20 protein-coding genes are annotated in these 25,342 nt (G+C 52.9%); 14 read left to right on the plus strand and 6 right to left on the minus strand.

What is annotated here, in order from left to right; all coding sequences use genetic code 11:
* The first annotated feature begins 58 nt into the window (after window positions 1-58).
* Window positions 59-1,201: a family 8 glycosyl hydrolase gene (locus KJS57_RS02135; protein WP_213653594.1), complete on the plus strand. Its 1,143-nt coding sequence runs from the start codon at window positions 59-61 to the stop codon at window positions 1,199-1,201.
* A 103-nt stretch (window positions 1,202-1,304) separates the two neighbouring features.
* On the opposite strand, the gene KJS57_RS02140 is transcribed toward KJS57_RS02135, so the two are convergent.
* A complete protein-coding gene (locus KJS57_RS02140) occupies window positions 1,305-1,931 on the minus strand; it encodes an ANTAR domain-containing response regulator (RefSeq protein ID WP_213653595.1) in 627 nt (208 codons plus the stop codon).
* Between the two features lie 440 nt (window positions 1,932-2,371).
* Here KJS57_RS02140 and nirB point away from each other — a divergent pair, with 440 nt between their 5' ends.
* The 4 genes from nirB (at window position 2,372) to cobA (ending at window position 6,896) form a co-directional block, all read left to right on the plus strand.
* The gene (gene nirB / locus KJS57_RS02145) at window positions 2,372-4,813 is read left to right on the plus strand and encodes a nitrite reductase large subunit NirB (RefSeq protein ID WP_213653596.1); all 2,442 of its coding nucleotides are present in this window, start codon (window positions 2,372-2,374) and stop codon (window positions 4,811-4,813) included.
* Window positions 4,814-4,887: 74 nt separating this feature from the next.
* Window positions 4,888-5,205 (plus strand): nitrite reductase small subunit NirD, encoded by a 318-nt coding sequence (gene nirD / locus KJS57_RS02150; RefSeq protein WP_211023067.1) that lies wholly within the window; start codon window positions 4,888-4,890, stop codon window positions 5,203-5,205.
* Window positions 5,206-5,223: 18 nt separating this feature from the next.
* Window positions 5,224-6,108, plus strand: a complete 885-nt coding sequence (locus KJS57_RS02155; protein WP_213653597.1) for a formate/nitrite transporter family protein — start codon at window positions 5,224-5,226, stop codon at window positions 6,106-6,108.
* The gene (cobA, locus tag KJS57_RS02160) at window positions 6,105-6,896 is read left to right on the plus strand and encodes a uroporphyrinogen-III C-methyltransferase (protein WP_213653598.1); all 792 of its coding nucleotides are present in this window, start codon (window positions 6,105-6,107) and stop codon (window positions 6,894-6,896) included. Before KJS57_RS02155 ends, cobA begins: the two co-directional genes overlap by 4 nt.
* A gap of 71 nt (window positions 6,897-6,967) precedes the next feature.
* Here cobA and KJS57_RS02165 read toward each other — a convergent pair whose 3' ends face one another.
* From KJS57_RS02165 to KJS57_RS02175, 3 genes are all read right to left on the minus strand, one after another.
* Window positions 6,968-8,017, minus strand: a complete 1,050-nt coding sequence (locus KJS57_RS02165; protein WP_213653599.1) for an LLM class flavin-dependent oxidoreductase — start codon at window positions 8,015-8,017, stop codon at window positions 6,968-6,970.
* 1,016 nt (window positions 8,018-9,033) lie between these two features.
* Window positions 9,034-9,864, minus strand: a complete 831-nt coding sequence (locus tag KJS57_RS02170) for a carbohydrate ABC transporter permease (RefSeq protein ID WP_211023063.1) — start codon at window positions 9,862-9,864, stop codon at window positions 9,034-9,036.
* On the minus strand, window positions 9,864-10,751 hold the full coding sequence (locus KJS57_RS02175) for a carbohydrate ABC transporter permease (RefSeq protein WP_211023062.1): 888 nt from the start codon (window positions 10,749-10,751) through the stop codon (window positions 9,864-9,866). Before KJS57_RS02175 ends, KJS57_RS02170 begins: the two co-directional genes overlap by 1 nt.
* A 207-nt stretch (window positions 10,752-10,958) precedes the next feature.
* Between KJS57_RS02175 and KJS57_RS02180 the strand changes: the two genes are divergently transcribed.
* The 6 genes from KJS57_RS02180 (at window position 10,959) to KJS57_RS02205 (ending at window position 19,203) form a co-directional block, all read left to right on the plus strand.
* Complete coding sequence (locus KJS57_RS02180) at window positions 10,959-12,785, plus strand: sensor histidine kinase (RefSeq protein WP_213653600.1); 1,827 nt, start codon at window positions 10,959-10,961, stop codon at window positions 12,783-12,785.
* Window positions 12,778-14,427, plus strand: coding sequence for a response regulator transcription factor (locus KJS57_RS02185; protein ID WP_213653601.1), 1,650 nt, complete (start codon window positions 12,778-12,780; stop codon window positions 14,425-14,427). The genes KJS57_RS02180 and KJS57_RS02185 overlap by 8 nt, the downstream gene beginning before the upstream one ends.
* A 137-nt stretch (window positions 14,428-14,564) precedes the next feature.
* Window positions 14,565-15,884 (plus strand): extracellular solute-binding protein, encoded by a 1,320-nt coding sequence (locus tag KJS57_RS02190; protein WP_213653602.1) that lies wholly within the window; start codon window positions 14,565-14,567, stop codon window positions 15,882-15,884.
* A gap of 140 nt (window positions 15,885-16,024) precedes the next feature.
* Window positions 16,025-18,136, plus strand: a complete 2,112-nt coding sequence (locus KJS57_RS02195; RefSeq protein WP_213653603.1) for a glycoside hydrolase family 36 protein — start codon at window positions 16,025-16,027, stop codon at window positions 18,134-18,136.
* Window positions 18,137-18,319: 183 nt separating this feature from the next.
* Window positions 18,320-18,745, plus strand: a complete 426-nt coding sequence (locus KJS57_RS02200; protein ID WP_213653604.1) for an SRPBCC family protein — start codon at window positions 18,320-18,322, stop codon at window positions 18,743-18,745.
* A 2-nt stretch (window positions 18,746-18,747) separates the two neighbouring features.
* The gene (locus tag KJS57_RS02205; RefSeq protein ID WP_213653605.1) at window positions 18,748-19,203 is read left to right on the plus strand and encodes an ArsR/SmtB family transcription factor; all 456 of its coding nucleotides are present in this window, start codon (window positions 18,748-18,750) and stop codon (window positions 19,201-19,203) included.
* Window positions 19,204-19,486: 283 nt separating this feature from the next.
* Here the strand turns inward: KJS57_RS02205 and KJS57_RS02210 are convergent, their stop codons facing one another.
* Window positions 19,487-20,374, minus strand: a complete 888-nt coding sequence (locus KJS57_RS02210; RefSeq protein WP_213653606.1) for a LysR family transcriptional regulator — start codon at window positions 20,372-20,374, stop codon at window positions 19,487-19,489.
* Window positions 20,375-20,578: 204 nt separating this feature from the next.
* Between KJS57_RS02210 and KJS57_RS02215 the strand changes: the two genes are divergently transcribed.
* Both KJS57_RS02215 and KJS57_RS02220 read left to right on the plus strand, forming a co-directional pair.
* Complete coding sequence (locus tag KJS57_RS02215) at window positions 20,579-21,622, plus strand: YeiH family protein (RefSeq protein WP_244861376.1); 1,044 nt, start codon at window positions 20,579-20,581, stop codon at window positions 21,620-21,622.
* Between the two features lie 98 nt (window positions 21,623-21,720).
* A complete protein-coding gene (locus KJS57_RS02220; RefSeq protein WP_213653608.1) occupies window positions 21,721-22,698 on the plus strand; it encodes an aldo/keto reductase in 978 nt (325 codons plus the stop codon).
* Between the two features lie 175 nt (window positions 22,699-22,873).
* Here the strand turns inward: KJS57_RS02220 and KJS57_RS02225 are convergent, their stop codons facing one another.
* Window positions 22,874-23,623, minus strand: a complete 750-nt coding sequence (locus KJS57_RS02225) for an SDR family NAD(P)-dependent oxidoreductase (RefSeq protein ID WP_211023053.1) — start codon at window positions 23,621-23,623, stop codon at window positions 22,874-22,876.
* A gap of 227 nt (window positions 23,624-23,850) precedes the next feature.
* On the opposite strand from KJS57_RS02225, the gene KJS57_RS02230 reads away from it, so the two are divergent.
* Window positions 23,851-25,143, plus strand: a complete 1,293-nt coding sequence (locus KJS57_RS02230; RefSeq protein WP_211023052.1) for an NCS2 family permease — start codon at window positions 23,851-23,853, stop codon at window positions 25,141-25,143.
* Window positions 25,144-25,342: the final 199 nt, after the last annotated feature.

Raw genomic sequence — 25,342 nt, forward strand, 5'->3', positions numbered from 1 at the left:
CATCGTTTGGTACTTTGATGATAGCGTTATCATCAGGACAGGGAGAGGGTGCACAATTATGATCACTAAGGAACAATCGGGGGCTTTTTATACAGGGCAATACCGGAATCTGCTGGCGGAGTACGGCTATGGCGAGCAGGAGATCACCGAACGGTTGGAACAAACCTGGCAGGAGATGTTCGAGGGAGACGAAGATACGCGAATCTATCATGAATCCGGTGAGGATATGGGTTACATGATGGATACGGGTAACCTGGATGCGCGTACCGAAGGAATGTCTTACGGCATGATGATGGCCGTCCAAATGGATCGCCAGGATGTGTTCGACCGGCTCTGGAAATGGACGATGACTTATATGTATATGACGACCGGTGAAAATGCAGGCTATTTTGCCTGGTCCTGCGCTACCGATGGCTCGCGGTTGTCGGACGGGCCGGCGCCGGACGGGGAGGAGTATTTCGCGATGGCGTTATTTTTCGCGTCCCACCGCTGGGGGGATCGGGAAGCGCCGTTCGATTACGGTACTCAAGCCCGGGATTTGCTTCGGACATGTATTCACCGGGGTGAAGACGGCGTAGGTTACCCGATGTGGAACCCGGATAATAAGCTGATCAAGTTCATTCCGAACTGCGAATTTTCCGACCCGTCATATCACTTGCCGCATTTTTACGAATTGTTCGCATTGTGGGCCTATCCGGAAGATCGTTCGTTCTGGAAAGAGGCAGCCGAAGCCAGCCGCGATTATTTGAAAAAGGCTTGCCATCCCGTTACCGGTCTAGCTCCGGAATATGCCCACTATGACGGGACACCGAACCATGTGCGGGGCTTCGGACACTTCTTCAGCGATTCTTACAGAGTGGCCGCCAATTTGGGGCTGGACTGGGAATGGTTTGGGGCGGATGGTTGGGAACGGGAAGCGGCGGACCGGATTCAGGCGTTTTTCGCGGATAAACAGCCGGACAATTACCGCAGATACACAATTGAAGGAGAACCCTTCGAGGAAAAAGCGCTGCATCCCGTCGGACTTCTTGCCACGAATGCAATGGCTTCGCTTGCGGCAGAAGGGCCAAACGCTCGGGCGAGTGTGGAACTGTTCTGGAACACGCCACTACGGACAGGGGTGCGCAGATATTACGATAACTGTTTATATTTGTTTGCCTTGCTTGCCCTAAGCGGAAATTTCCGTATCTGGATGCCGTGATAGTCTATAGAAAACGGAGAGCGGGAGCCTATGGCTCCCGTTTTTTTCTGTTTAGTTAGGAATCCAGTCTGATAGTGGCGGCTAGATACTCCCAGGTTGCAGGCTAAGTTTTTAATTGTTGATGCGCTTTAACGATTAGGGCCGAGATGTCGACGATTCGCTTACGCTCATTCATCGCCCGTTTACGCAGCACCTCGTAAGCCTCCGCCTCGGAGATCCGGTTTATTTCACACAAAATCCCTTTAGCGTGATCGATCCACTTCCTTTCCTCCAGTCGGGATATGAGTTGTGTTCGCTCCTCCATCCATTGCCGGCGTTCCAAGAAATGCTTGGCACCGAGATGAAGCGCCCAATGAAGCTCATTGGCGGACATGGAAGGAGTCAGGATGCCGTCAACCGGAATGTCGTCCTCGCCCTCACCCTCATTCTTACTCGATGCTAAGGACGAAACAGCTGTCATTTCACTGCACCACCACATTAAGGGGACAGCCTTCAACTTTGCCGTTAGATTGGCCCAGACACGGATGCCAGGAATAGGCATTTGAAGGACGACTGCGTCCGCCTCCCTGATCTTCCGGCGAAAATCCCTCTCCACACTGGAGGCCAATACATCGTATCCGTAAGCTTTCAGTATGCGTTCAGGCTCGCAAAAGGGAGCGGAAGCACTCGGAGGAGACGCTTTTTCTCCTATCGGGGAGGTCTGATCGCGGATAATCAGCAGGAAATTCATCGGAAGGATGCCTCCTCTTTATTTCATTGGCCGATTTTCATTTCGAGATCATTTGAAAGGCAACAAACCTAACATGGAATCAACCTGTAGGAAACTTTCTTTATATTTTCTCGCTATTTTTCTGAGTTGGGAATGAATCATCAAGCCAATAATTTGTACTTTATGTTATAAAATGTGACATGATTTCCAGTGAATTATTAATTTGTGTTATATATATTGACATGGATTAAATTGTTGGTTATATTAACCTCAATAAATTAAATTTAATATTCTTTACGGACACAATGACGTGTCGGTATGAAGCGGCAACGGAGCCTGTCTTCGCAATTTAGGGATCAGCATGAAGGGTATATTTTCATGTCTGTTCCCAGGCGGAGCGGGCTTTTTCTGTTTCTTATTAGTTCGCGGGAAGAGGAAAGATCGGGAGGAGAGAACCGGATATGGGTGAGAAAAAGAGATTGGTACTGGTAGGAAACGGGATGGCGGGTGTACGTACGATTGAGCATGTGTTGAAATTGGCGCCGGATACTTATGATGTTACTGTCTTCGGAGCGGAGCCTTATCCGAACTATAACCGGATTATGCTGTCATCGGTACTCGCGGGCGGGTCCAATATGAAGGACATCGTGATCAACGACTGGGATTGGTACAAAGAGAATGGGATCCGACTCTACACTGGGGACGCTGTTACCCGAATTGATACCGGGAATAAGAAGGTCATTTCCAAAGCGGGCGTGGAAGCGGGATACGATGAACTGATTCTGGCGACAGGCTCCAATCCGTTTATTCTCCCGATCCCCGGAGCGGATAAGGAGGGAGTGATCGGATTCCGGGACATTCAGGACTGTAATCGGATGATGGAAGCCTCAAAAAAATATAAAAAAGCCGCCGTTATCGGAGGCGGGCTGCTCGGATTGGAAGCGGCCAGAGGACTGCTTCATCTCGGGATGGATGTAACGGTGATCCACATTCACTCTTATTTAATGGAACGTCAGCTGGATGAGCCTGCGGCCAAAATGCTGCAACTGGAGCTGGAAGCCCAAGGCATGAAATTTATAATGCAAAAACAAACGGCCGGTGTACGGGGAGATCGTCGGGCCGAGGGACTTGATTTTGCGGACGGCAGCTCCCTGTTGGCCGATTTGGTCGTGATGGCCGTAGGTATTAAGCCGAATGTGGCGCTGGCGAAAGCGTCAGGCCTGAAAGTGGAGCGCGGAATTGTGGTCGATGATTATCTGGAAACGAGCATGCCGGGCATATACGCTGTCGGCGAATGCGCGGAGCACCGGGGGATCGCCTACGGACTAGTGGCTCCATTGTATGAACAGGGCCAGGTCCTTGCCAAACGGCTGGCCGGGGTGGAGACGCGCGGGTATGAGGGTTCTGTCACCTCTACGAAATTGAAGGTATCCGGGGTGGATGTGTTTTCGGCAGGGTTCTTCCAAGATGTGCCCGGAACGCGGTCGCTGCGGATTCAAGATGATCTGGACGGAACTTATAAGAAGATCGTATTGCAGGACGATAGGCTGGTCGGGGCTGTCTTGTTCGGAGATACCACAGACGGAGCTTCCCTGTTCTCGAAAATTAAGAATGGGGAGTCGGTTGCCGGAAAGGAAAAGGAGCTTCTGCTCGGATTTCCTGCGGGAGGTGCCGGTGCTGGAGGAGAATCCCAAGCGGCAAGATTATCGGCTATGGCCGACGATGAAATCATCTGCGGCTGTAACGGTGTCAGCAAGGGCACGATTGTCGAAGCGGTGAAAGGCGGTTGCAGTACGGTCGGTGAAATTAAGACCTGCACGAAGGCCTCCGGCTCCTGCGGCGGCTGCAAGCCGCTGGTGGAGGGGCTGCTCCAGTTGTATGGAGATGGAATATCCGGTGAACCGGTCAAAGAAGGAATCTGTGGGTGTACCTCTTTGGGCCGCGAAGAAATCGTGGAGAGCATCAGAACGATGGGCTTGAAAAGTGTCAAAGAGGTCATGAACGTACTGGAATGGCACCAGCCGGAAGGCTGCTCCAAATGCCGGCCCGCCTTGAATTACTACTTGGGGATGCTATGGCCGACGGAATACGTAGATGAGAAGGAGTCCCGATTCGTAAATGAACGCTACCATGCCAATATCCAAAAAGACGGCACCTTCTCAGTTGTGCCCCGCATCTATGGCGGCGTGACTTCACCGGCCGACCTTAAAAAAATCGCGGAGGTTGCAGAAAAATATGATGTTCCGATGGTGAAGTTTACCGGAGGACAGCGGATTGACCTGCTTGGGGTGAAGAAAGAAGATTTGCCTAAAGTATGGGCGGAGCTGGATATGCCTTCCGGCCACGCCTACGGCAAAGCATTGCGTACGGTAAAGACCTGCGTAGGTTCGACCTTCTGCAGGTTCGGCACCCAGGATTCGATCGGTATGGGAATTCGGCTAGAGAAAGCTTTTGAACGGCTTAACACGCCGGGGAAGGTGAAGCTTGCCGTTTCCGGTTGTCCGCGTAATTGCGCAGAGGCAACGATCAAGGACTTGGGCGTCGTGGCCATCGATGGAGGCTGGGAGATCTATGTCGGCGGAAACGGCGGCGTGAAAGTAAGGGCGTCGGATTTGCTCTGCACGGTGAAGACGGAGGATGAAGTCATGGAATGGACGGCCGCCTACTTGCAGTATTACCGGGAGCAGGCCAGCTGGAACGAACGTACGGCACAGTGGGTGGAGCGTGTCGGGCTCGGTACGATCAAGGCGGTGCTGGAGAACCGCGAGGAACGGGAGAAGCTTGCCGGTCGGATCGAAGAGACGCTAAGCCGCACGACAGACCCTTGGAAGGAGATTATCGAAACTGAGTCGCTGCGCAAAAACTTTGAGCCGTTGGCCAGTGTTCAGCCGGTAATCGGATAACCGATTGGCGGCTCGAGGAACGAACGGGCTTGTTACGGGAAGTGTTATCCATATTGTATAGGAGGGGAACGGCGATGATAACGAAAATTAAGGTGGCCCAATTGCAGGAGATTGATGGGCAAGGAGCGCGTACGCTTGCGGTCGGGGATAAGGAAATCGCCGTATTCCGGCTTAGCGACGGGAGTGTTCGGGCAATCGAGAACCGTTGTCCTCATAAAGGGGGGCGGCTTTCGGAGGGGATGGTGTGCGGTTCTTCGGTTCACTGCCCTCTTCACGATTGGAAAATCAATCTGCACACGGGCCGAGTTCAAGAGCCGGATCATGGAATGGTAACCGTTTATGAGACCGAAGTGGACGCCGAGACCGGCTCCGTATATATCACCGTGGATTAAAGAAGGAGGATGAGACCGATGGATTATGTAAAGCCTGCCGAAGTGCTGGAATCGATGGTTGAGGCAGGGGCGAACAAAGCTTCGTTGACTGTTTCTCAGATGCTTGTCAAAGGGTTTCTGGCCGGAGCGATTTTGGCCTTTGCCACGACGCTTGCTTTTACCGCTACGGCACAGACTTCGCTGGGGATGGTGGGAGCGCTGATTTTTCCCGTCGGTTTCGTGATTATCATTCTGCTCGGGCTTGAGTTGGTGACCGGCAGCTTTGCGCTCATCCCGCTCGCGGTTCTGGAACGAAAGACAACATTCTCAAGGATGCTGGCGAATTTCGGCTGGGTCATTCTCGGTCATCTGCTGGGTTGTGCTGTATATGCGGTTCTGTATGGCCTGACCATTACGAAAATGGGTACCGATATGAGTCACCCCATGGTGCAGACTCTGATCCAGGCCAGCGAGACCAAAACGATCGGTTATGCATCCATGGGTTTGTCGGGCATGGGGCTGGTAGTTATCAAGGCGGTGCTGTGTAACTGGATGGTCACGCTGGGAGCGGTGATGGCGTTGACCTCACGTTCTACGACAGGAAAAATTGTGGCGATGTGGCTGCCGATTCTAATCTTTTTTGGCCAAGGCTTCGAGCACGCGGTCGTCAATATGTTCGTCATCCCAGCGGGAATGATGTTGGGGGCGGATGTCAGTTTGTCCGATTGGTGGCTGTGGAACCAGCTTCCCGTTTTGGTCGGTAACCTTGTAGGCGGCGTGTTGTTTACGGGACTGGGATTGTATGTCTCTTATAAAAAGAAAGCTGCTTCCAGCTCCAAGCTTGCGGTTGTTCGCAGTACCCCGGAAGTGCCGGATCATCGGTTGACTCCGGCGGCGGCCCCCGGAACGGGGGATGGGGTATGATCCGGCCGGGGTTGGTAAGCATCGTAGGCGCGGGTCCTGGCGACCCTGAATTAATCACGGTCAAGGCGCTCAAAGCTCTTCGCGGGGCGGAAGTGATCCTGTACGACCGCCTCGTGAACGAGGAATTGCTCTTGTACGCCGATGCCCGGGCGTTGCGGATTTATTGCGGCAAGTCGCCGGGACAACACGCGATGACGCAGGAGATGATTCAGCGGCGCCTGATCGATTACTCCCTGGAAGGAAAACGGGTAGTTCGCCTGAAGGGCGGCGATCCGTTCGTCTTCGGGCGCGGCGGGGAAGAGGCGCTGGCACTGGCCGCCCGCGGAATTCCGTACGAGGTGATCCCGGGTATCACCTCGGCGATCGGCGCGGCGGCAGCCAGCGGCATCCCGCTGACACATCGCGGCATAGCGGCGTCGTTCGCCTGCGTAACGGGCAGCCGCTGCCCGGGGGGAACGGATGGGCCGGGCGGAGGCGGACCGCCCATCCGCTGGGATTTGCTGGCCCATGCCGTCGATACGCTGGTGATCTACATGGGAGTGGGCCAGCTGCGGGAGATCCGCGCCGAGCTGCTGAAGCACGGCAAGGCCGGCACCACGCCGACGGCGCTGATCGAGAGCGGCACGACCGGCCGCCAGCGTACGTTCGTCAGCACGCTGGCGGAAGTGCATAAGCTGGCCGCCGCCGTCCAGCTGAGCAACCCGGCACTGATCGTGGTTGGCGAAGCAGCTGCGATCCGGGAGCAGCTTCGCCAGCTTCAGCATCAAGCGGCGGTTAGGATCGGTTAGTGAAAAAATAGACTCAAAATGCATCTGTGTACAAGACGCATTTTGAGTCTATTTGTGTTTGCTGCGAAAGCTTATCCGTTTTTGATTTCGGCCAGCAGTTCGTACGAACGGAGGCGGGCCTTGTGGTCGTAAACCTGGGCGGCGACGATCAATTCATCGGCCTGGGTCTCCTGTATAATCTCCTCCAGCCGGGCGCGTACCGTCTCGGGCGAACCAATGGCGGCGAAGCCTAGCTGCCGTTGAACGAGCGCTTTTTCCTGCGGTGTCCAGATCGACTCCATGCTGTCGACCGGGGCGCTAAGCTGCCCGGTCCGGCGGCGGATCAGGTTCAGGAACTGCTGCTCCTGAGATGTCGCCAGCCTGCGTGCTTCAGCGTCGGTATCGGCTACGATGACATTAACGCCGGCCATCGCATACGGCTTCTCCAAAAATTCCGACGGCCGGAAATGGCCGCGGTACAGATCGAACGCCGGCAGCAAGTAATCCGGCGCAAAATGGCTGGCGAAGGCGAACGGCAGGCCTAGCGCGGCGGACAGCTGGGCGCTGAAGCCGCTGGAGCCGAGAAGCCAGATCGGGACGTTCAAGCCTTCGCCGGGAATGGCCCGGACCCGCATCGACGAGCCGGATACGGGCTGGAAATAATCGCGGAGCTCGCGCAGCCGCTCCGGGAAATCCTGGCCGTCGCTGCCCGGGCCGCGACGCAGCGCTTGCGAGGTCAGCTGGTCGGAGCCCGGCGCCCGGCCGAGGCCGAGGTCGATCCGGCCCGGGTACAGCGACTCGAGCGTGCCGAACTGCTCGGCGATCACGAGCGGAGAGTGGTTCGGCAGCATGATGCCGCCGGAACCGACCCGAATCTTGCTCGTTCCGCCGGCGACATGGCCGATCACCACGGACGTAGCCGAGCTTGCGATGCCGGGCATGCTGTGGTGCTCGGCAAGCCAGAAGCGGAGATAGCCCCATTTTTCGGCATGCTGAGCGAGGTCGAGCGTATTTTGCAGAGATTGAGTCGCCGTGCTTCCGGCGGTAATCGGTGCAAGATCCAATATGGACAGGGGAATCGTGGACAGCCGTCTGTTATTGGAATCGGTAGCGGAATGGAGACCATAATTAAGATCAGACATGAATTCGATACCTCCTGATAAGTTAGTTTTGCTAGTGAACAGCGGGATCATACTTTAGGTTCCGGTTTAAGGAAAGGTATGCACTCTTCACGAACTTTAGATCACTATCATACCAAAAGTAACTGGAGAATTGAAAGTTATGGGCTGGAACCAAAGGCAAATGCCTTGTTTTTAGTGTTGTGTTGGTGTTGTTTGGCGCAGTTGCACAAAGTTTGAGTGCTTGCATCCCACGCGTACGTGTCTATATGGGGCAAAACTCCCCTTATGAACAAATTTAACTGTAAAACCTGCAGCTATTTTTTTGATTAGGGAATGATTGAGAAAAATAACTGTAAAACCTACAGCTAATTTAGCATGTTTTACAGTTTAGCAGGCTAATCGGGGGAATTAACTGCAGGTTTTACAGCTAATTAGTTATTTTGGCCTGAATCAGTGAAATTAACTGTAGAATATCCAGTTAATTTCTCCTGAGGCAGGGATAATCATCCGTGAGTTCCAACTTTGTACGAACCGGGTCGGCCTAGGATTTGCGCCAGTTCCAAAGTAATCTAATTACTCGATGTAACTATCCCACTCCCGAGCTACCTTACCGCCGCAACAAGTAACTATCCCGCTCCCGATCAACCTCGCCGCACCAAGTAAATGTCCAACTCGCGATCAACCTCACCGCATCAAGTAACTATCCCACTCCCGAACAACCTCACCGCATCAAGTAACTATCCCACTCCCGAACAACCTCACCGCCACCAAGCAACTATCCCCTCACCCGAAGGACTTGTCCCAAGTGTGTCCGGGGATTTTCGCCTCTATCTTAAGTCGGCTAACGAATTGTTAAGCAAGCTCCCAAATGTCCTGCATACCGGGCGACCTTGCGACAACAAAAAAACGGCCCGCCAAGCACCAAGTGCTTTCGAGCCGTTTTTCGCCAATCCTTTTTCTTTTACTTATTCTCTCAATCCATTCGGTTCGATCCACCAACCCATTCTCTCCAATCCGCGAGAGCGGATCGGGAGGGATCAGCCTTTCACCGCGCCGGCGACAACGCCTTTGACGATGTATTTTTGCAGGAAGATAAATACGACGATGGATGGCAGGACGGCCATCACCATGGCGGTCATTGCATACTGCCAGTCCGAGGTGTACTGCCCGACGAAGGTGTAGGCAGCCAGGGTCAGCGTTTTGGTGTCCGGCGAGCCGTTGACCATCAGGAGTGGAAGCAGGAAGTCGTTCCAGATCCACATGACGTCGATGATGATGATCGTGGTCGTTACGGACTTGAGCAGCGGGAAGATTACGCTGAAGAACAGCCGGAATCCGGATGCGCCGTCGATAGTGGCACTTTCGTCGATTTCCTTAGGGATGCCTTTTACGAAACCATGATAGATGAACAGAGCCAGCGGTGCGCCGAAGCCCCAATACATGATACCCAGTCCCCAGGTACTTTCAGAAAGATGCAGGTTTTTCGCCATTTGGAGGACGGTCAGCATGATGGACTGGAACGGAATAAGCATCGGCATAATGCACAGGAAATAGATGATCGAGCTTGTTCTGGATTTCGTCCGTGCCAGTTTATAAGCGGCGATGGAGGAGACCAGAATGATCCCTGCCAGGCCCAGGATCGTAATCACGGCGTTGTTCAGGAACAGCCGCGGGTAGTTGATGAAATTCCAAACGTACGAGTAATTCTCGAACACCAGGGATTTCGGAAGCGCGATAACGTCGGTCATGACCTCGGAGAAGCTTTTTAAGGAATTGATTATGGTCAGGAACAACGGATACAGGAATATCAAGGACAAAATGACCATCACGACTTCAAGGACGATGCGTCCGGCTCTGTTGGTTTTCATTAGGCCTCAACCTCCCTGCGTTTGAAGATCGTCAATTGAATGACGGTGATGACGAGAACGGCCACGAACAGAATAAGCGCTTTGGCTGTGCCGTATCCGTACAGATTGTTCTGGAAAGTGTCGCGGTAGATATCGTAAGCCACGGAATAAGTAGTTCCGCCGGGTCCGCCTCCGGTCAACGACAGGATGACGTCGAATACTTTGATCGAGTTGGTCAGCGCCATAAATACGGAAATCGTAATGGATGGTGCCAGCAGCGGCAGCGTAATATTGAAGAACCGGCGAACCGGGCCGGCCCCGTCCACGGTGGCCGCTTCTTTCAAGTCATCCGGTACCGATTGTAAACCGGCAATGTAAATAACAAGATAGAAACCGATCGATTGCCATAAGGAGACGAACAGTACAGAAATAAACGCGAGCCCCGGTTCACCGAGCCAACTGAGCTGGAAAATGCCCCAGCCGGTGCTTGCCCCCAACGATTCGAAGCCTTGCATAAAAATAAATTTCCAGATAAAGCCGACAATGACCAAGCTGAGAATGTACGGAATAAAGAAAGCGGCTCTCAGCCAGTTCGTCGATTTCAGCTTCATGTCCAGCACCAAAGCCAGCAGAATGGCCAGTACATTAACCAGAATGATATAGAGAACGGCATATTTCACGGTGAACCAGGCGGCGTGAGTGAAGTTCGCGTCTCCCATAAAAATTTGCTTAAAGTTGTCAAGTCCGACAAATTTAGGATGCTTGGAGATCCCGTTCCATTTGGTCAGGGAGTAGCGAATCGTCATAATGAACGGATAATAAAATACAGCGATTACACAAATCAGGATCGGTAGCGTAAATGCTCCGAATTCAAGTCTTTCGGCCCGTCTTCTCCCTTGTTTAAACATAAATGCACCTCTTTTTTCCCGGCGATCACGTAGCGTCGCCTATGGATTTCTTTATGTCGGGTTCAAAGTTGACTTTTTGAACATCGTCTATAATGTATTATAGAGCAGGGAATAATCCGCCCTAAATGGATTTAAGAAAACAGTTAAGGGTAAAAAGGTGAACTGTAAAAGAGTGAACACGAAGCTTTACGCCGAAGGATGAGTGCCATGATCGAACGCATAAGAAGAGCTTTCAGAAGCCTGATCGACATAATGTCGGGCCGGCTGGTCAATAAGCTTATTTTGTTTTTTTCCACGATAATTATCCTCGTTGTCGGATCTTTGACCATAATTTCCTATCAGATCATCCAACGGGAATCCGTCGACCACAATATGTCCAGTACGGCAAACAATTTAAAGCTGGTCAATCAGAACCTGGAGGATTATTTGGCCGGGATCGAGCAGCTGTCGCTGCCGCAAATCCGGTATGACGACCTCATCCGGGCTATCATCAATGAGGATGAGGATTACGCCTCCAAAATGTATTTGGAGGATTACCTGCGGAACCTTTTTTATTCACGCAATGATTTAAACAGTATCTACATCTACCTGATTGGCCAGGGAAAATACTATTCAATTACCCAGGAGGCTTACGATACCAAGCTGAAGGTTAGCTATGAGGCTCAAATCCCTTATCAGGACTGGTACAAGCATGCCATGGAAAGTCCGAACAACCGGTCCTACCAATCCTTTGCCGACTTGAATGAGAACCCGGGGTATTCCGCGATTACCGACCCCGGGTTTATGGCTTATCACCGCGTGATCCGGTCTATCGCTTCCAGGGAGCCCAGGGCGGTTATTTCTTTTTATTTGAAGCCAACCATGAAGAATGAAATTATGAAGGATATCCCGTTTGAGAACGGGGAGCATCTCTTGTTCCTGGATCCCGACAACGTCCCGTTTCACTCGGACGACCTGGAATTCTATAACCGCATGAAGCAGGCGGACTTGCTGCCTCGATTGGAGCAGCAGAAGGAGCGTGAGCCGATCACCTGGACTACGGGGGATAAGAAGTACCTGATCGTGTACAACGTCGGTGAACAGGACGGGTGGAAGCTGATCAAACCGATTCCTTACAGCAACATCTACGAGGCGGCGCGAAAAACGCGGGACTTGAATTATCTCATAGGCTTATTGTTTCTTTTAATATCCGTAATTCTTGTGACGTTGATCTCTAACGCGATAACTCAGCCCCTTAAGAAGCTGTCCCGCCAAATGAGGCGTTTCAGCGAAGGGAGCTTTGATGTGACGGCGCCGGTGAAGGGACGTGACGAGTTGGCTTATCTGTCCCGGCATTTCAACCGGATGGTCACCCGCACCAACGACTTGATCAATGAACGGTACAAGATGAAGCTGGTGGAGAAGAACGCGATCCTGAAAGCGCTGGAAGCCGAGATAAATCCGCATTTCTTGTATAATGCGCTTCAGGCCATTTCCACCAAAGCCTTAAAGAGCGGGGATGATGACGTTGCGGAAATGGTGGACGCGCTGGCCTTCACGCTCCGATATTGCATAAGCGGGAAAGACATCGTATACGCTAAGGAAGAGCTGCGGCATATAGACCGTTATCTGGCTCTGCAAAAGGCGAGATTCGGCAGCCGGCTCGAGGTTGAAGTCGAGTGGGACGAGTCGTTGATGGAGTTGCAAATTCCAAAACTGTCAATCCAATCGTTAGTTGAAAATTCGATCAAGCACGCAGTTGAAAAGGTGTCGATAGGAATCACGATCAAAATTAGCGCCGGGCTGGAAGAGAGTCATGCGGTAATCCTAGTGGAGGATAACGGCCCCGGTATTTCTCCGGCTCGTATGGAACAAGTATTGCAGTCCTTCCGCACGGAATGGGAGGAGCAAGAAGGAGAGAATATCGGACTGAAGAATCTGAACACCCGGCTGAAGCTGCTGTATGGGGAAGAGGCCGGTTTAGAGATAGAGAGCGGAGAAAACGGAACGAAAATGAGGATGCTGATTCCGCGGGGAGGCCAGAGTCATGTATAAAGTGCTCATCATTGATGACGAGGAGCCGCTGCGCGAGGCGATTTCAATTCTTGGCGATTGGGAAGGGCTGCAGGTTGACGAGGTGTTGGAGGCGACGGATGGAGTGTCCGGGCTGGAAATGCTGAAGGCGCACAAGCCGGATCTGGTAATCGTCGATATGAAAATGCCGGAGATGAACGGGGTGGAATTCCTGCGGATCGTAGAATCGGAATACCCGGAGCTGCTGACGATCGTCATAAGCGGGTACAACGATTTTGAATTTACCAGGCAGGCCATTCACTCCAAGGTGGTCGATTATTTGCTGAAGCCGATTAACCGGCAGGATTTGAATCAGGCGCTGCGCAAAGCGATCGGGCTTTTGGAGGCGAAGCGGCAGGTTCGAAGTGAATCCATTACCCGCAATATCGCCTACAATATGTCGCTGCCGAAGCTGAAGGAAAAAATTTATTTATCGATTATAGAACGCAGTTTGAAAAAACAGAGCAACAAAGCCTTTCTGGCGCTGATCGGGGCGGAGGACGAAAACCTCCGTTACGGAGCGTTTGTGCTGCGCATTCTTAATATGGAGTCGATCCGCGACAGCCGCTTTAACTCCGATACCGAGCTGCTGTATTTTGCCGTCGCCAATGTCATTAACGAGATGTCGGACGATCGTCTGCAGTGCTTCAGCTTCGCGAATCCCAAGCAGGAGCGGGAAGTCATAGCCGTCTATACTTCACGTGGCGGATATCCTCAAGAGCTTCTGTTTCAATCGGAACAATTATTAAAAAAAGTGGTGTCGACCTTAAGCTCGCTATTCGGCATTATCTCGGCTGGCGGGGTGGGGACGCCCTGTTCCGACGCCCTGGAGCTTGCCGATTCTTATGAAGCGGCCAGTTCCTCGGTGCAGGCGGTCGATCTGTTGAAGCTGACAGGTAAGGCGGTTATCGGTCCTCAGGACAAGCTGCCGAACCGGGATGTTCATTCCTTGACGGGGCGGGTATCGATACTGCGCAGTACACTGGAAGCCGGGAACCTGAATCAGGCAAAAACCATACTCGGAGAATTTATTAAGAAAGTAAGGACTTCCGGGCTGTTCAGCTTGGGGGATGCCGATCGCATGATCCGCGAGATGGTGGTGCTTTTTAACGATATCGCGCTGGAACTGGGCGTGCCTGCCGACAAAATGCCTTCTTCCGGAGGAGAGCGGGCACTTCGGTCCTTCCGTTTGCAAACCGATTTCGCTACTTTCGATGAATTCGAGAGCCTGCTCATGCGAATACTGGAATACTACAGCGAGCAAATCCGCAAGTCGATAGCCGGGGATCGCTCGTTCAACGTGGATGATATCAAGGAGTATATTGATAACCACTATTTTGAGGATATTAAGATTTCCATGTTTACGGAGAAGTACTTTCTCAGCCGGGAGTATCTGATGAAGCTGTTTAAGCAGCAGTTCGGTTACGGAATTCATGAATATGTGCAAAAGGTTCGGATGGACAAGGCCCAGCAATTGCTTGACGATTCATCCCTGAAAATTCAGGACATTTCAGAGATGCTCGGGTACAAGGATAAGAACTATTTCAGCAAAGCCTTCCGGAATTATTATTCCGTTTCGCCGTCCGAATACCGAAATCAACGTGCCGGAGAGGGCAAAAAGTGAACTGGATGACAACTTCACTTTTTTACCCTTAAATCATCACTTATCTACATTTTTATCCTGCTGCCTTTTCATTAGAATAAGGACCATAGCAGGCAAGGCCTCTAGACAACATACACAAGAAAGCGGGGTTTGAATTTATGAAAAAGAAGATTTGGGCCGGCCTTTTCAGCTTGACTCTGATCATGGGATTGTTATCCGCTTGCAGCGGAAATAACGGTGCCAATGAAGGGGCAAACGGAGCAAATACCGGAAACAACGGTGCCGCTAACGACAACAAGAAAGTTACGATCAACATGTTCACCGCTTCTCCGGAATATACGAATGCGTTTAATGCTTACATCGAAGAATACAAAAAGGTAAAACCGAACGTTACGATTAATCTGGAAATCATGCAAGCCGACTACAACACGGTGCTGAAGTCGAGAATCGCAGCAGGCAGTACGCCTGACGTATTCCAGACGACGGCAGGCGGGGACATCGACACCTATGCCGAGTACAGCGCAGATCTTACCGATGAGCCGCTGACGGCAGCCATGACCGACGCCGTTCGCGCCAACATGAGCTCCACGGACGGCAAGGTGCTCGGACTTCCGGTTAAGGGCAATCTGTTCTCGCTGGTTTACAACAAGAAGCTCTTTGACGAAGCGGGAATTACGGAGTTCCCAAAAACAACAGCTGAAATGGACGACGCCATCGCCAAGCTGGAAGCCAAAGGAATTACGCCTTTCGCCAATGCTTATAAAGAATGGTGGGTATGGAAACACATTTTCCAACATTTTGTTGATGCCGCCGCTCAAGACGCAGGCGTGACTCCAAAAGAGCTCGTTGACAAGTTCATTGCCGGTGACGCAAAAATCAAAGATTATCCGGTTCTCTACAACAACTTCTTCGCTTATGTAGACACTACGATTAAACATGGTACGGATAAGCCGCTCGAACGCGACAGCAACGCGCAAGTCAGCGACTTTGCTTCGGGTAAAGCCGCGATTCTGAACGGTAAAGGCGCATGGGATGAAGAAGCGATCAAGAAAATTACGCCGGACATCCAAATCGGCATCGCAGGTTACCCTGTCAGCGACAAGGCCGAGCAATCCATGATTATTACCGGTGCCGACCAAGCGCTGCGGATTAACAAAGATTCCAAGGTCGCTAAAGAAACGATCGAATTCTTTAACTGGCTGTACACTTCGGAATACGGGAAAAACTGGTTCTCCGGCGTAGCCAAAGTAATTCCTCCAATCAAGGATGCTCCGCTTCCGGATTTGGATATGCCGAAACAAATGGACGAAATTTTGAAGACTCAAGCGTCGGGCGATCTGGCCATCAACTACTCGCTGGATACGTTCCATCAAAAATTCGGTGAAATTATGCAAGCTTACATCGGCGGCAGCAAAAACAAAGACCAAGCCGTTACTGAAATCGAGCAAGCTTGGGTGCAATTGGGCTCTGCTCAATAACACAAAGGCCGCTTCAACTAAAACGCAGCACCGGGCGGTGCTGCGTTTTGTTTATTTTTGGATACGGTAGTTATAGAATTAGCTTCATAGGATTACGTCACCTTTACGGAGGATTACAAAGAAGGCAGGTGTGAACGACAATGTCCCAAATTTATAATTTTTCGGAAAACGGACTTTATCTGGTTCTCGAAGTAACTGGGGAGAAGGATGTGCGGCTGCTTCATTTCGGGGCAACTCCCTATGATGAGCAGACAGTGACTGAAGCGCAAAAGCCGGGCTTCCGGCTGATGGAACTGCAGCTTACCGGAGAAGACCGCGCAGAATATCACGGAAGAACGCATCGGGCGACCTATCCGGGCCTGCGCATGCAATATGACGGTCATGAGGATACCCGGAATTCAATCGGGCGCAAGCTGGAAATCAGCTTGAAGGACCCGGTGACTTCGCTGCGGGCGGTCCAGCATTTTCAATTCTATGACGGAATTCCGGTAGCACGGGTCTGGGCGGTCTTGAGTAATGGCGGAACGGAAGCCTTGGGCGTGGAGTACGTTTCCAGCTTTGCATTGACCGGGATCGATAAAGAAGGACAAGCCTCCCGGGATGACAAAATGAAGCTGTTTCTTCCGCACACCGGCTGGCAGAGCGAGCTTCAATGGAGATCCTACCGGCTTCCTGAGCTCGGATTGTCGCATTTGACGGACCGGACTTCCAAGCGGGTGTCCTGCAGCAATACCGGTTCCTGGTCGGCTGCCGAGTATATCCCGATGGCGGTCCTGGAAAACGAGGAAGCGGGATCGAGTCTCTTTTGGCAAATTGAGCATAACGGCTCCTGGCACTGGGAAATCATCGATCAGTATAATCATCTTAATTTGCTCATCAGCGGCCCGACTGAGCATGATAATCACTGGTGGGTTCAGCTTGAGCCTGGAGAACAATTTGTAAGTGTACCGGTTGCTGTGGGGACGGTAAGCGGAGGCTTTGAGCAAGCGATCGGGGCGTTGACCCGGTATCGGCGGGTGATTCGCCGACCCAATGAAGATAACCGTAAGCTGCGCGTCATCTTCAACGACTATATGAACTGCCTGTGGGGCAGCCCGACAACGGCCAAGCTGCTGCCGCTTATTGATGCTGCGGCTGAGGTAGGGAGCGAGTACTTCTGTATCGATGCCGGCTGGTATGCGCCGGGTGAATGGTGGGATGGCGTAGGAGAATGGCTGCCGTCCGAGGAACGATTCCCTGAGGGAATCAAATTCGTGCTGGATTACATCCGCACCAAAGGAATGATCCCAGGTCTATGGCTGGAGCTGGAGGTCATGGGCATCAACAGTCCGAAGCTGAAGGATACGGATGACAGCTGGTTTTTCATGCGGCATGGCAAACGGGTTAAGGACCGGAGCCGCTATCAACTGGATTACCGCAATCCGCAGGTGACCGCGCATGCGACGGAAGTGATCCGCCGCCTGGTCGAGGATTACGGGGTCGGCTATATCAAGATGGACTATAACATTAATGCGGGAATTGGGACCGAACAAGAAGCGGACAGCTTCGGAGACGGGCTTTTGCAGCATAACCGCGCCTATCTGGAATGGCTGGACGGAATCTTCGCCCGCTACCCGGATCTGGTCATCGAGAACTGCTCCAGCGGAGGTATGCGGATGGACTATGCCATGCTTAGCCGGCACAGTATTCAGTCCACCTCGGATCAGGAGGACTACGTCAACTATGCGGCCATTGCGGCGGCATCGCCTTCCGCATTGACTCCGGAGCAGTCGGCGATCTGGTCGTATCCGCTGCGGGAGGGCGATGACGAAGAGGTCGTGTTCAACATGGTGAACGCGCTGCTGCTTCGGGTTCATCAGAGCGGACATCTTGCCGAGCTGAGCCCGCGGCGCCGGGAGCTGGTCAAGGAGGCGCTCGACTACTACAAAACGATCCGCTGCGATATTCCGGAGGCGCTGCCGTTCTGGCCGCTCGGCCTGCCGACGCAGCAGGATGAATGGGTCAGTTTCGGACTCCGTAAGGATGACCGCGTGTATCTGGCGGTCTGGCGGGTACGGTCCGAAGAGTCGGGCAGTCGGGCGGAGAAGGTCATCCCGCTGAATTGGCTGAAGGGTAAGCAGCTGGATGTACATTGTGCTTATCCTCAGGGCTTTGCGGGTGAGTTTCATTGGAACCCGGCGGACGGGGAGTTGAAAGTCAGCTTGCCGGCCGTGAAGACGGCGAGATTGTTTGAAATCCGCATAAAAGAATAAGCGGAATGAAGAAAGGACCGTATTCACAACCTATGGGGGAATACGGTCTTTCGTTTGGGTTGACATGAAACCAATTGGTTTCATATAATGAAATCACGAAATGAAACCAAATGGTTTTTAATTTTAGATTTCTGGTTTGTGTGTTCTGGTTTTGATATCAATCTGAAGGGAGAATTTATATTTATGGAACATAACGCAAACAGCACATTGCCGGACATCCGGCATACGATTTTATTGCATGCAACGGCAGAGAAGGTCTGGGAAGCAGTAGCAACTGCGGAGGGGTTGTCCTCCTGGTTTATGCCGAATGATCTTAAGCCGGTGGTCGGGCATGAGTTTCATTTGCAGGCAGGTCCTTTCGGGGAGTCCCCGTGTAAAGTAACGCTAGTAGATCCTCCGAACAAGTTGTCCTTTAATTGGGGCAAAGACTGGACGCTTACTTTTGAACTGGTGGAAATAGAGGGGCAAATTGAGTTTACGGTGATTCATGGCGGCTGGACGGCGGATCATGTTACGGAGTTCGGCGAGCCTCATACAATCGTGCGCGACCGTATGGACCAAGGCTGGGGCGGGTTGGTCAACAAGCTGTCCGCCTACGTCGGGGGTTGACGATGCCGGCCGCCGCGCCGAAGCAGGATGTGTTCCAGGCGGTCGCGGATCCGACCCGGCGCGAATTGTTGAGCCTGCTCGGCGACCGCGAGCTGCCGCTAAAGGACCTCACCGGCCATTTTCCGATGAGCCGGACTGCCGTCTCCAAGCATCTGCGCGTTCTTACGGATGCCGGATTGGTAAGGGAACGGAAGGTTGGCCGGGAGACCCGTTATCGGCTTGACGCCGATCCGCTGCAAGAGCTGAAGCGCTGGCTGTCCTACTTCGATCGCTTCTGGGAGAACAAGCTCTCTATGCTGAAGCATTATGTCGAAGCGGACTCGGACAGCGGCATGGCAACGGAAGCGGCCGCTCCTCTCCGTCTGGCCGAGGCAGGGCCTTCGCCCTCGTCTTTGCAGGCTCCGGCTAATAAGGCAACATTGCCGCAATCGGACAACGAGGAGAGATCCGGGGAGTGAATAGCTCCGCGACTGAATCTTGGCCTGCCAACGAATTAAATTAACGGGAAAATCTACAGCTAATTGGTCCGTATATGCTCCATTAGCCGAATTAGCTGCAGAACCTACAGTTATTCCGAGCGTATTTAGCCCAAAGTAATAAAAACACAAAAAATAACTGGAGGTTTTCCAGTTATTTTTTTTCTTATCTAGAGATCGGGTGAAATTAACTGCAGAAATTCCCGTTATTTTTCTTAAAGCCGACTTATGCGCCGCCTATGTACATAATCCTTCTAGTGTTCTGCTAGTTACCCTTCTGCAACAGTTTCTGAAGAAACATATCCACGGCTAAAGTGGGGGAAGCCTGCTTGTTTCGGATCAGGGAGAAATTGCGCTGCAAAGGAGCGCCGTTGGTTTCGATTTCGAGCAGCTCACCAGCGGCAAGCTCTTTGCGGACGACCCAGCGGGAGAGCAGGGCGATGCCGAGACCGGCGGCGACCGCTTCCTTTACGCCTTGGCTGCTATTGAAGACATAGGAATGTCTCATGCTCAGGCTGCGCTCCTGCAAGAAACGGTCGCTGAATGCCCGCGTGCCGGAGCCGCTTTCCCGCAAAACCCAGACCCTGTCCTGCAGATCAGACGGTTCCGCCCGGCGAAGCGAGGACAAGGGATGTTCGGGAGCAGCGACTACGATCATTTCATCCTTCATGTAAGGCGTAACCTGCAGATCGGATTGATCGGGAACTTCGCCTTCCACCAGACCGAGATCGAGTTGGCTGAGCCGGACGCCCCGGGTGACCTCCTCCGTATTGCCGATCATGACTTGCAATTCCACTTCCGGATAGGCTGCGGCAAACTCCGCCAGCGGACGCGGCAAAATATATTCCCCGATCGTAAAGCTGGCACCGATATGAATGGAGCCGGTCACAATCTCATGCAGCAGCCGGATTTCCTGCTTCGCATCTTCATACAATGCCAGAATCTGCTTCGCCTGGCGATACAAGATCTCGCCTTCCTCCGTCAGCTTCACATGCTTAGGGGAGCGGTTCAACAGCTGGGCTCCGAATTCATTTTCAAGATTGCGGATATGCATGCTGACCCCCGGCTGGGACAAGTTTAGCAGTTCGGCCGCCCGGGAGAAATGGCTCTGCTCGGCCACCGTTACAAATACGCGAAGTGTTTCCACGATCAAGTCCTTCACTTCCTCTCTCACTCCATTTTATCTCTACCCCATGATCGCAACAATCCAATCATTAGTATTTCTGATGATAGGGATAGCTGATTCGTATTTCACTTTCCTGGCCTGCGGAGATAACATGAACGTACAGACCGCGCGGATCCTTTCTAACTCAACAGGCTTGGAGTGAACAACATGGCACAAACGGTACAGACATCCATGAAAGCACGACCGTATAAACGGAGTCAAAAATCAGGTTTTGTGCAGGGACTTGGCTTGACCTTGCTGCTTGCGGCGGCAGCTAAATGCTTGTCGCTAATTCCGTTTTTAAATATTATGGGCCAGCTTGTAATTGCGATTATCCTGGGCATGGTTTGGCGGGCCGTGTTTGGCGTTCCGGTCAAGGCTGCGGGAGGCGTTTCATTTTCGAGCAAAAAATGTCTCCGCTTCGGAATCATTCTTCTCGGCATGCGGCTGAACTTAGGGGATATCGTCCGGGCCGGACCCGGTGTGTTCGTCATTGCATTACTTCATATAACTGTAACGCTGCTCGTCGTATACGGGCTTGCAAAATGGCTCAAAGTTGACCGCAAGTTAGGTGTGCTGACGGCCTGCGGCACCGCAATCTGCGGAGCGGCCGCCGTTGTGGCCATCGCCCCGCAAGTGGATGCGGGAGACGAAGAGACGGCAATCAGTGCCGCGATCGTAGCCATCCTTGGAACGATGTTTACGCTGGCCTATATTTTGCTCTATCCGATCCTGGGGCTTACCCCTGAAGGATACGGGGTTTTCTCGGGCGGGACGCTCCATGAAATTGCGCACGTTATCGCAGCGGCCGCTCCCGGCGGGGAATCGGCTGTCGACCTGGCGGTCGTGGTGAAGCTCACCCGTGTAGCGATGCTGGTTCCAGTGGCTCTTTTAGTGGGAGCCTGGATGCAGCGCAAAACCCCTCGGCGTTCGCGCCAAGAGGACCAAGGGGAAACCGCGCGAAGTGGAATTGTCGGCACCATCCCCTGGTTTATATTCGGCTTTCTTCTGATGAGCGGCATAAATACTTGGGGAATCGTTCCTCCGCAGGCGGCAAGCATGATCGTAACTGCGGCCTATCTCCTGATCGCCATGGCGATGGCCGGTTTGGGGCTGGGCGTCGATTTCTCGGCATTTCGAAAATTAGGCATCCGGCCTTTCTGGGCCGGACTGCTCGGTTCGCTGGTGCTGTCCGGGCTCGGGCTCGCGACTGTCCATCTCTTCGGATTCGCGTAAACATACCGTTATTTTTGTTCAAGCCTCCCTCAGGTATATAATGGAGAAGTAGTCTGCTTCTGTTATGCCAGCCATCATATTTCGAGGAGGTTGTAACGATGAAGTACGCGAATTTAGGAAGAAGCGGTTTGAAAGTAAGCCGTCTATGTTTAGGAACGATGAATTTCGGACCGAGTACCGAGGAAAAGGAAGCGTTCAAAATCATGGACGCGGCCGTGGATGCAGGAGTGAATTTTTTTGACACCGCCAATGTGTATGGCGGAACGCCGCACCGGGGCTGGACCGAGGAAATTATCGGACGCTGGTTTGCCCAAGGCGGCGGAAGAAGGGAAAAGGTAGTGCTTGCGACAAAGGTTTATGGGGGAATGGGTGACCCGAATGAGGACCCGAACGGCGGCGCAGGACTGTCCGCCTATAAGATCCGCCGGCATCTCGAAGACTCATTGCGCCGGCTTCAAACTGACCATATCGAACTGTATCAGATGCATCATGTAGACCGGAGCGTATCCTGGAGCGAGCTTTGGAACGCTTTTGATATACCGTTAAAGCAAGGCAAGATCGGTTATGTCGGCTCCAGTAACTTTGCCGGCCGCGATCTGGTCAAAGCGCAGTATGAAGCGAAAGATCATCGTCTGCTTGGGCTTGTCTCCGAGCAGCACAAATACAGCCTGCTCTGCCGCCTGCCGGAGCTGGAGGTTCTCCCGGCCGCCGAGGAGCTTGGCATCGGCGTCATTCCATGGAGCCCGCTCGACGGAGGCTTGCTCGGCGGCAACTGGAATCCGCAGCCGGGCTCGCGGACGGCAAAGCAGAGCGAGCGCCAGGAGAAGCTGCGCCCGCAATTGGAGCGCTTCACAGCCCTCTGCAAGGAGTTCGGCGAGTCGGAGGCGAACGTGGCGCTCGCCTGGACGCTGGCCCATCCGGCGGTGACCGCGCCGATCATCGGGCCGCGTACGCTCCAGCAGTTTGAGGATACGCTGCGCGTCGTTGAACTGGAGCTGAGCGAGGATACTTTGAAGGCGCTGAATGAGATTTTCCCGGGACCGGGCGGAGAGGCGCCAAAGGCATACGCCTGGTAATCTCAATTTAGATAAGCAGTTAAGGGCTACCCACCGTAATATGGGAGCCGTAACAGCCGACATAAATTTATGCTGCAACAATAGAACAAATCCCGATAGGCTCCGCCGGAAAGGCGAATGCTTATCGGGATTTGTTCGTTTATCACGTATATTCGAGGAGGTAACAGTTAGCTTGTTATCCGTTCATAACGCTGCCGCCGTTGGCGCCGAGCACCTGGCCGGTATAGATGTTCGCATCGTCCGAGGCGAGGAACAGCACCGATTTGGCAATCTCCTGCGGGAATGCGAGCCGGCCGAGCAAATAGCGGGCATCGTTCTTGTCGCTTTCCTCCAGAGAGGAGCGAACATCGGTGAACGTGCCGCCCGGAGCGACAGCATTCACGAGCACATAAGGGGCAAGCTCCCGAGCGAGCGACTTAGTGAAGGCGGTCACTCCGCCCTTGGCCGCAGCATAGTGCGACAGATCGGCTGCGCCTTGGCTGGCAAGGTCCGAGGTGACGTTGATGATCTTGCCGGACTTCTGTTCCAGCATCCGGCGGGCCGCTTCGCGTGAAGTATAAAAGGCGCCGTAAAGATGAATTTTGATCATCCGGTCCCATTGTTCGTTCGTCATCTCCGTCAGGCTGGAGGTTTGAGCGATCCCCGCATTGTTGACGAGGATATCGATCCGGCCGAACGCGCTGTCCAGCGCGGCGAACATGGATTGCACCTGAACAGGATCACTGACATCGGCGTTGTAGATTTCGGCCCGTATGCCGTGGGCTTCCGCTTGCCGCTGAACGTCGGCGGCTTCCTTATCATCACCGTAATAGTTGATGAACAGGTGGTGCCCCGCTTTGGCGAGCTCAAGTGCGATCGCTTTGCCGATTCCCCGGCTGGCGCCGGTAATCAAGGCGACCTTAGGTTTTGCTTCATTGCTGATCATAGTAATCGGTCTCCTTTGACTCTAAATAGAAAATGAAACGGGTTAATATTTCATAAGGACCAATATATCATTGATTTTCATGGGGAGGGAGTTATTTTTTATAAATAATTGTTAAAATCGAAGGTCTTGTGGAATTAATCACGAATCGCTTGACGACGATAGGGGATAGATGGAGAATACTAAAGGGCTGAACAACATGAAATGTTTACCTAAGAAGGGAGAGCCACATGAATAAATTTTTCAAATTAAAACAGCATGGCACCAATGTGAAAACCGAACTGCTGGCAGGGCTGACCACCTTTCTGGCCATGGCGTATATTCTGGTCGTCAATCCCGCCGTCTTGCATGCCGCCGGGATCCCGTTCGACCAGGTGTTCATGGCAACGGTCATCGCTGCCGTCGTCGGCACGCTGTTCATGGCGCTGTTCGCAAATCATCCGATCGCCATTGCTCCGGGGATGGGGCTCAACGCTTATTTCACCAGCGTGGTCGCATCTACCGGCTTGACTTACCAAATCGTGCTCGGCACCGTATTTATTGCCGGGGTTCTGTTCCTGCTCTTAAGCCTCACCCGGCTCAGAGAAGCGCTGATCCGCGCGATTCCCGACTCGCTGAAGTTCGGAATCACTGCCGGTATCGGCCTGTTCATCGCCTTTCTCGGCCTGAAAATGTCCGGCATCGTCGTCGCCAGCCCGGACAACCTCGTCACCTTTGGCGATCTGCACCGTTCGGTAACGCTGCTGACGATTTTCGGCGTCTTCGTTACGCTTGTGCTCATGGCACGCCGGATACCGGGTGCCCTGTTTATCGGTATGGCGCTGACCGCGTTGATCGGCTATTTTACGGGTCAGCTCCATTTTGACAGCGGCCTCGTTTCGGCGCCTCCGACGCCGGTCTTCTTCGACATGGACATTGCCGGTGTCTTCACTCAAGGCTTATACTCCACCGTATTCGCCTTCTTGCTTGTGACGCTGTTCGATACGACCGGCACATTGATCGGCGTGGCTGAACAAACCGGCACCATGCAAAACGGGGAATTCCCGCGCGCCAAATCGGCGTTGCTGGCGGATGCAACGGCTACGACAGTCGGCTCCATGTTCGGCACGAGCCCGACGACCGCGTTCATCGAATCGACTACCGGCGTCGCTGCCGGCGGGCGGACGGGCCTGACCTCGCTGGTCGTGGCGGTTTTGTTCCTGCTGTCGATGTTTGTGTCGCCGCTGATGGGGGCGATTTCCTCCTTGCCGGCCATCACCGCTCCGGCGCTCATCATCGTCGGGTGCTTTATGATGGAAGGATTGGCCCGCATTCAATGGAAATCGTTTGACGAGGCTTTTCCGGCCTTCGCCATTTTGCTGATGATGCCGCTGACAGCAAGCATCGCGACCGGTATCGCCGTCGGGTTTATCACCTATCCTGTGATGAAGCTGGTTAGCGGAAAAGGACGTGAAGTTCATCCCCTGCTTTATGTATTCGGGGTGATCTTTATTATTCAGCTGGCATTCTTCCCGGCGCATTAAAACGGATACAATGAATAAAATTTTGTCACCAGATTTAACCTCATTGTGATCCTTTTCCCTTTGGCGGGTCATATAATGAATATAGAAGCAACACGCTATGTTTCATTGTTTGGGAAATGGTTATTTATACTAAAAGGCATAATCCCGGAGTTAGGCGAAAGAACATTCGCGATCATGCCGAAGACCGGAAAGGCGGGAA

The organism is Paenibacillus vini (assembly GCF_018403325.1).
GTDB lineage: Bacteria > Bacillota > Bacilli > Paenibacillales > Paenibacillaceae > Fontibacillus > Fontibacillus vini.

Excerpts from the sequence above, each read along its gene's own strand:
- KJS57_RS02135 (WP_213653594.1), top strand. The coding sequence starts at position 59 with ATGATCACTAAGGAACAATCGGGGGCTTTTTATACAGGGCAATACCGG.
- KJS57_RS02140 (WP_213653595.1), bottom strand. The coding sequence starts at position 1,931 with ATGAATTTCCTGCTGATTATCCGCGATCAGACCTCCCCGATAGGAGAA.
- nirB (WP_213653596.1), top strand. The coding sequence starts at position 2,372 with ATGGGTGAGAAAAAGAGATTGGTACTGGTAGGAAACGGGATGGCGGGT.
- nirD (WP_211023067.1), top strand. The coding sequence starts at position 4,888 with ATGATAACGAAAATTAAGGTGGCCCAATTGCAGGAGATTGATGGGCAA.
- KJS57_RS02155 (WP_213653597.1), top strand. The coding sequence starts at position 5,224 with ATGGATTATGTAAAGCCTGCCGAAGTGCTGGAATCGATGGTTGAGGCA.
- cobA (WP_213653598.1), top strand. The coding sequence starts at position 6,105 with ATGATCCGGCCGGGGTTGGTAAGCATCGTAGGCGCGGGTCCTGGCGAC.
- KJS57_RS02165 (WP_213653599.1), bottom strand. The coding sequence starts at position 8,017 with ATGTCTGATCTTAATTATGGTCTCCATTCCGCTACCGATTCCAATAAC.
- KJS57_RS02170 (WP_211023063.1), bottom strand. The coding sequence starts at position 9,864 with ATGAAAACCAACAGAGCCGGACGCATCGTCCTTGAAGTCGTGATGGTC.
- KJS57_RS02175 (WP_211023062.1), bottom strand. The coding sequence starts at position 10,751 with ATGTTTAAACAAGGGAGAAGACGGGCCGAAAGACTTGAATTCGGAGCA.
- KJS57_RS02180 (WP_213653600.1), top strand. The coding sequence starts at position 10,959 with ATGATCGAACGCATAAGAAGAGCTTTCAGAAGCCTGATCGACATAATG.
- KJS57_RS02185 (WP_213653601.1), top strand. The coding sequence starts at position 12,778 with ATGTATAAAGTGCTCATCATTGATGACGAGGAGCCGCTGCGCGAGGCG.
- KJS57_RS02190 (WP_213653602.1), top strand. The coding sequence starts at position 14,565 with ATGAAAAAGAAGATTTGGGCCGGCCTTTTCAGCTTGACTCTGATCATG.
- KJS57_RS02195 (WP_213653603.1), top strand. The coding sequence starts at position 16,025 with ATGTCCCAAATTTATAATTTTTCGGAAAACGGACTTTATCTGGTTCTC.
- KJS57_RS02200 (WP_213653604.1), top strand. The coding sequence starts at position 18,320 with ATGGAACATAACGCAAACAGCACATTGCCGGACATCCGGCATACGATT.
- KJS57_RS02205 (WP_213653605.1), top strand. The coding sequence starts at position 18,748 with ATGCCGGCCGCCGCGCCGAAGCAGGATGTGTTCCAGGCGGTCGCGGAT.
- KJS57_RS02215 (WP_244861376.1), top strand. The coding sequence starts at position 20,579 with ATGAAAGCACGACCGTATAAACGGAGTCAAAAATCAGGTTTTGTGCAG.
- KJS57_RS02220 (WP_213653608.1), top strand. The coding sequence starts at position 21,721 with ATGAAGTACGCGAATTTAGGAAGAAGCGGTTTGAAAGTAAGCCGTCTA.
- KJS57_RS02225 (WP_211023053.1), bottom strand. The coding sequence starts at position 23,623 with ATGATCAGCAATGAAGCAAAACCTAAGGTCGCCTTGATTACCGGCGCC.
- KJS57_RS02230 (WP_211023052.1), top strand. The coding sequence starts at position 23,851 with ATGAATAAATTTTTCAAATTAAAACAGCATGGCACCAATGTGAAAACC.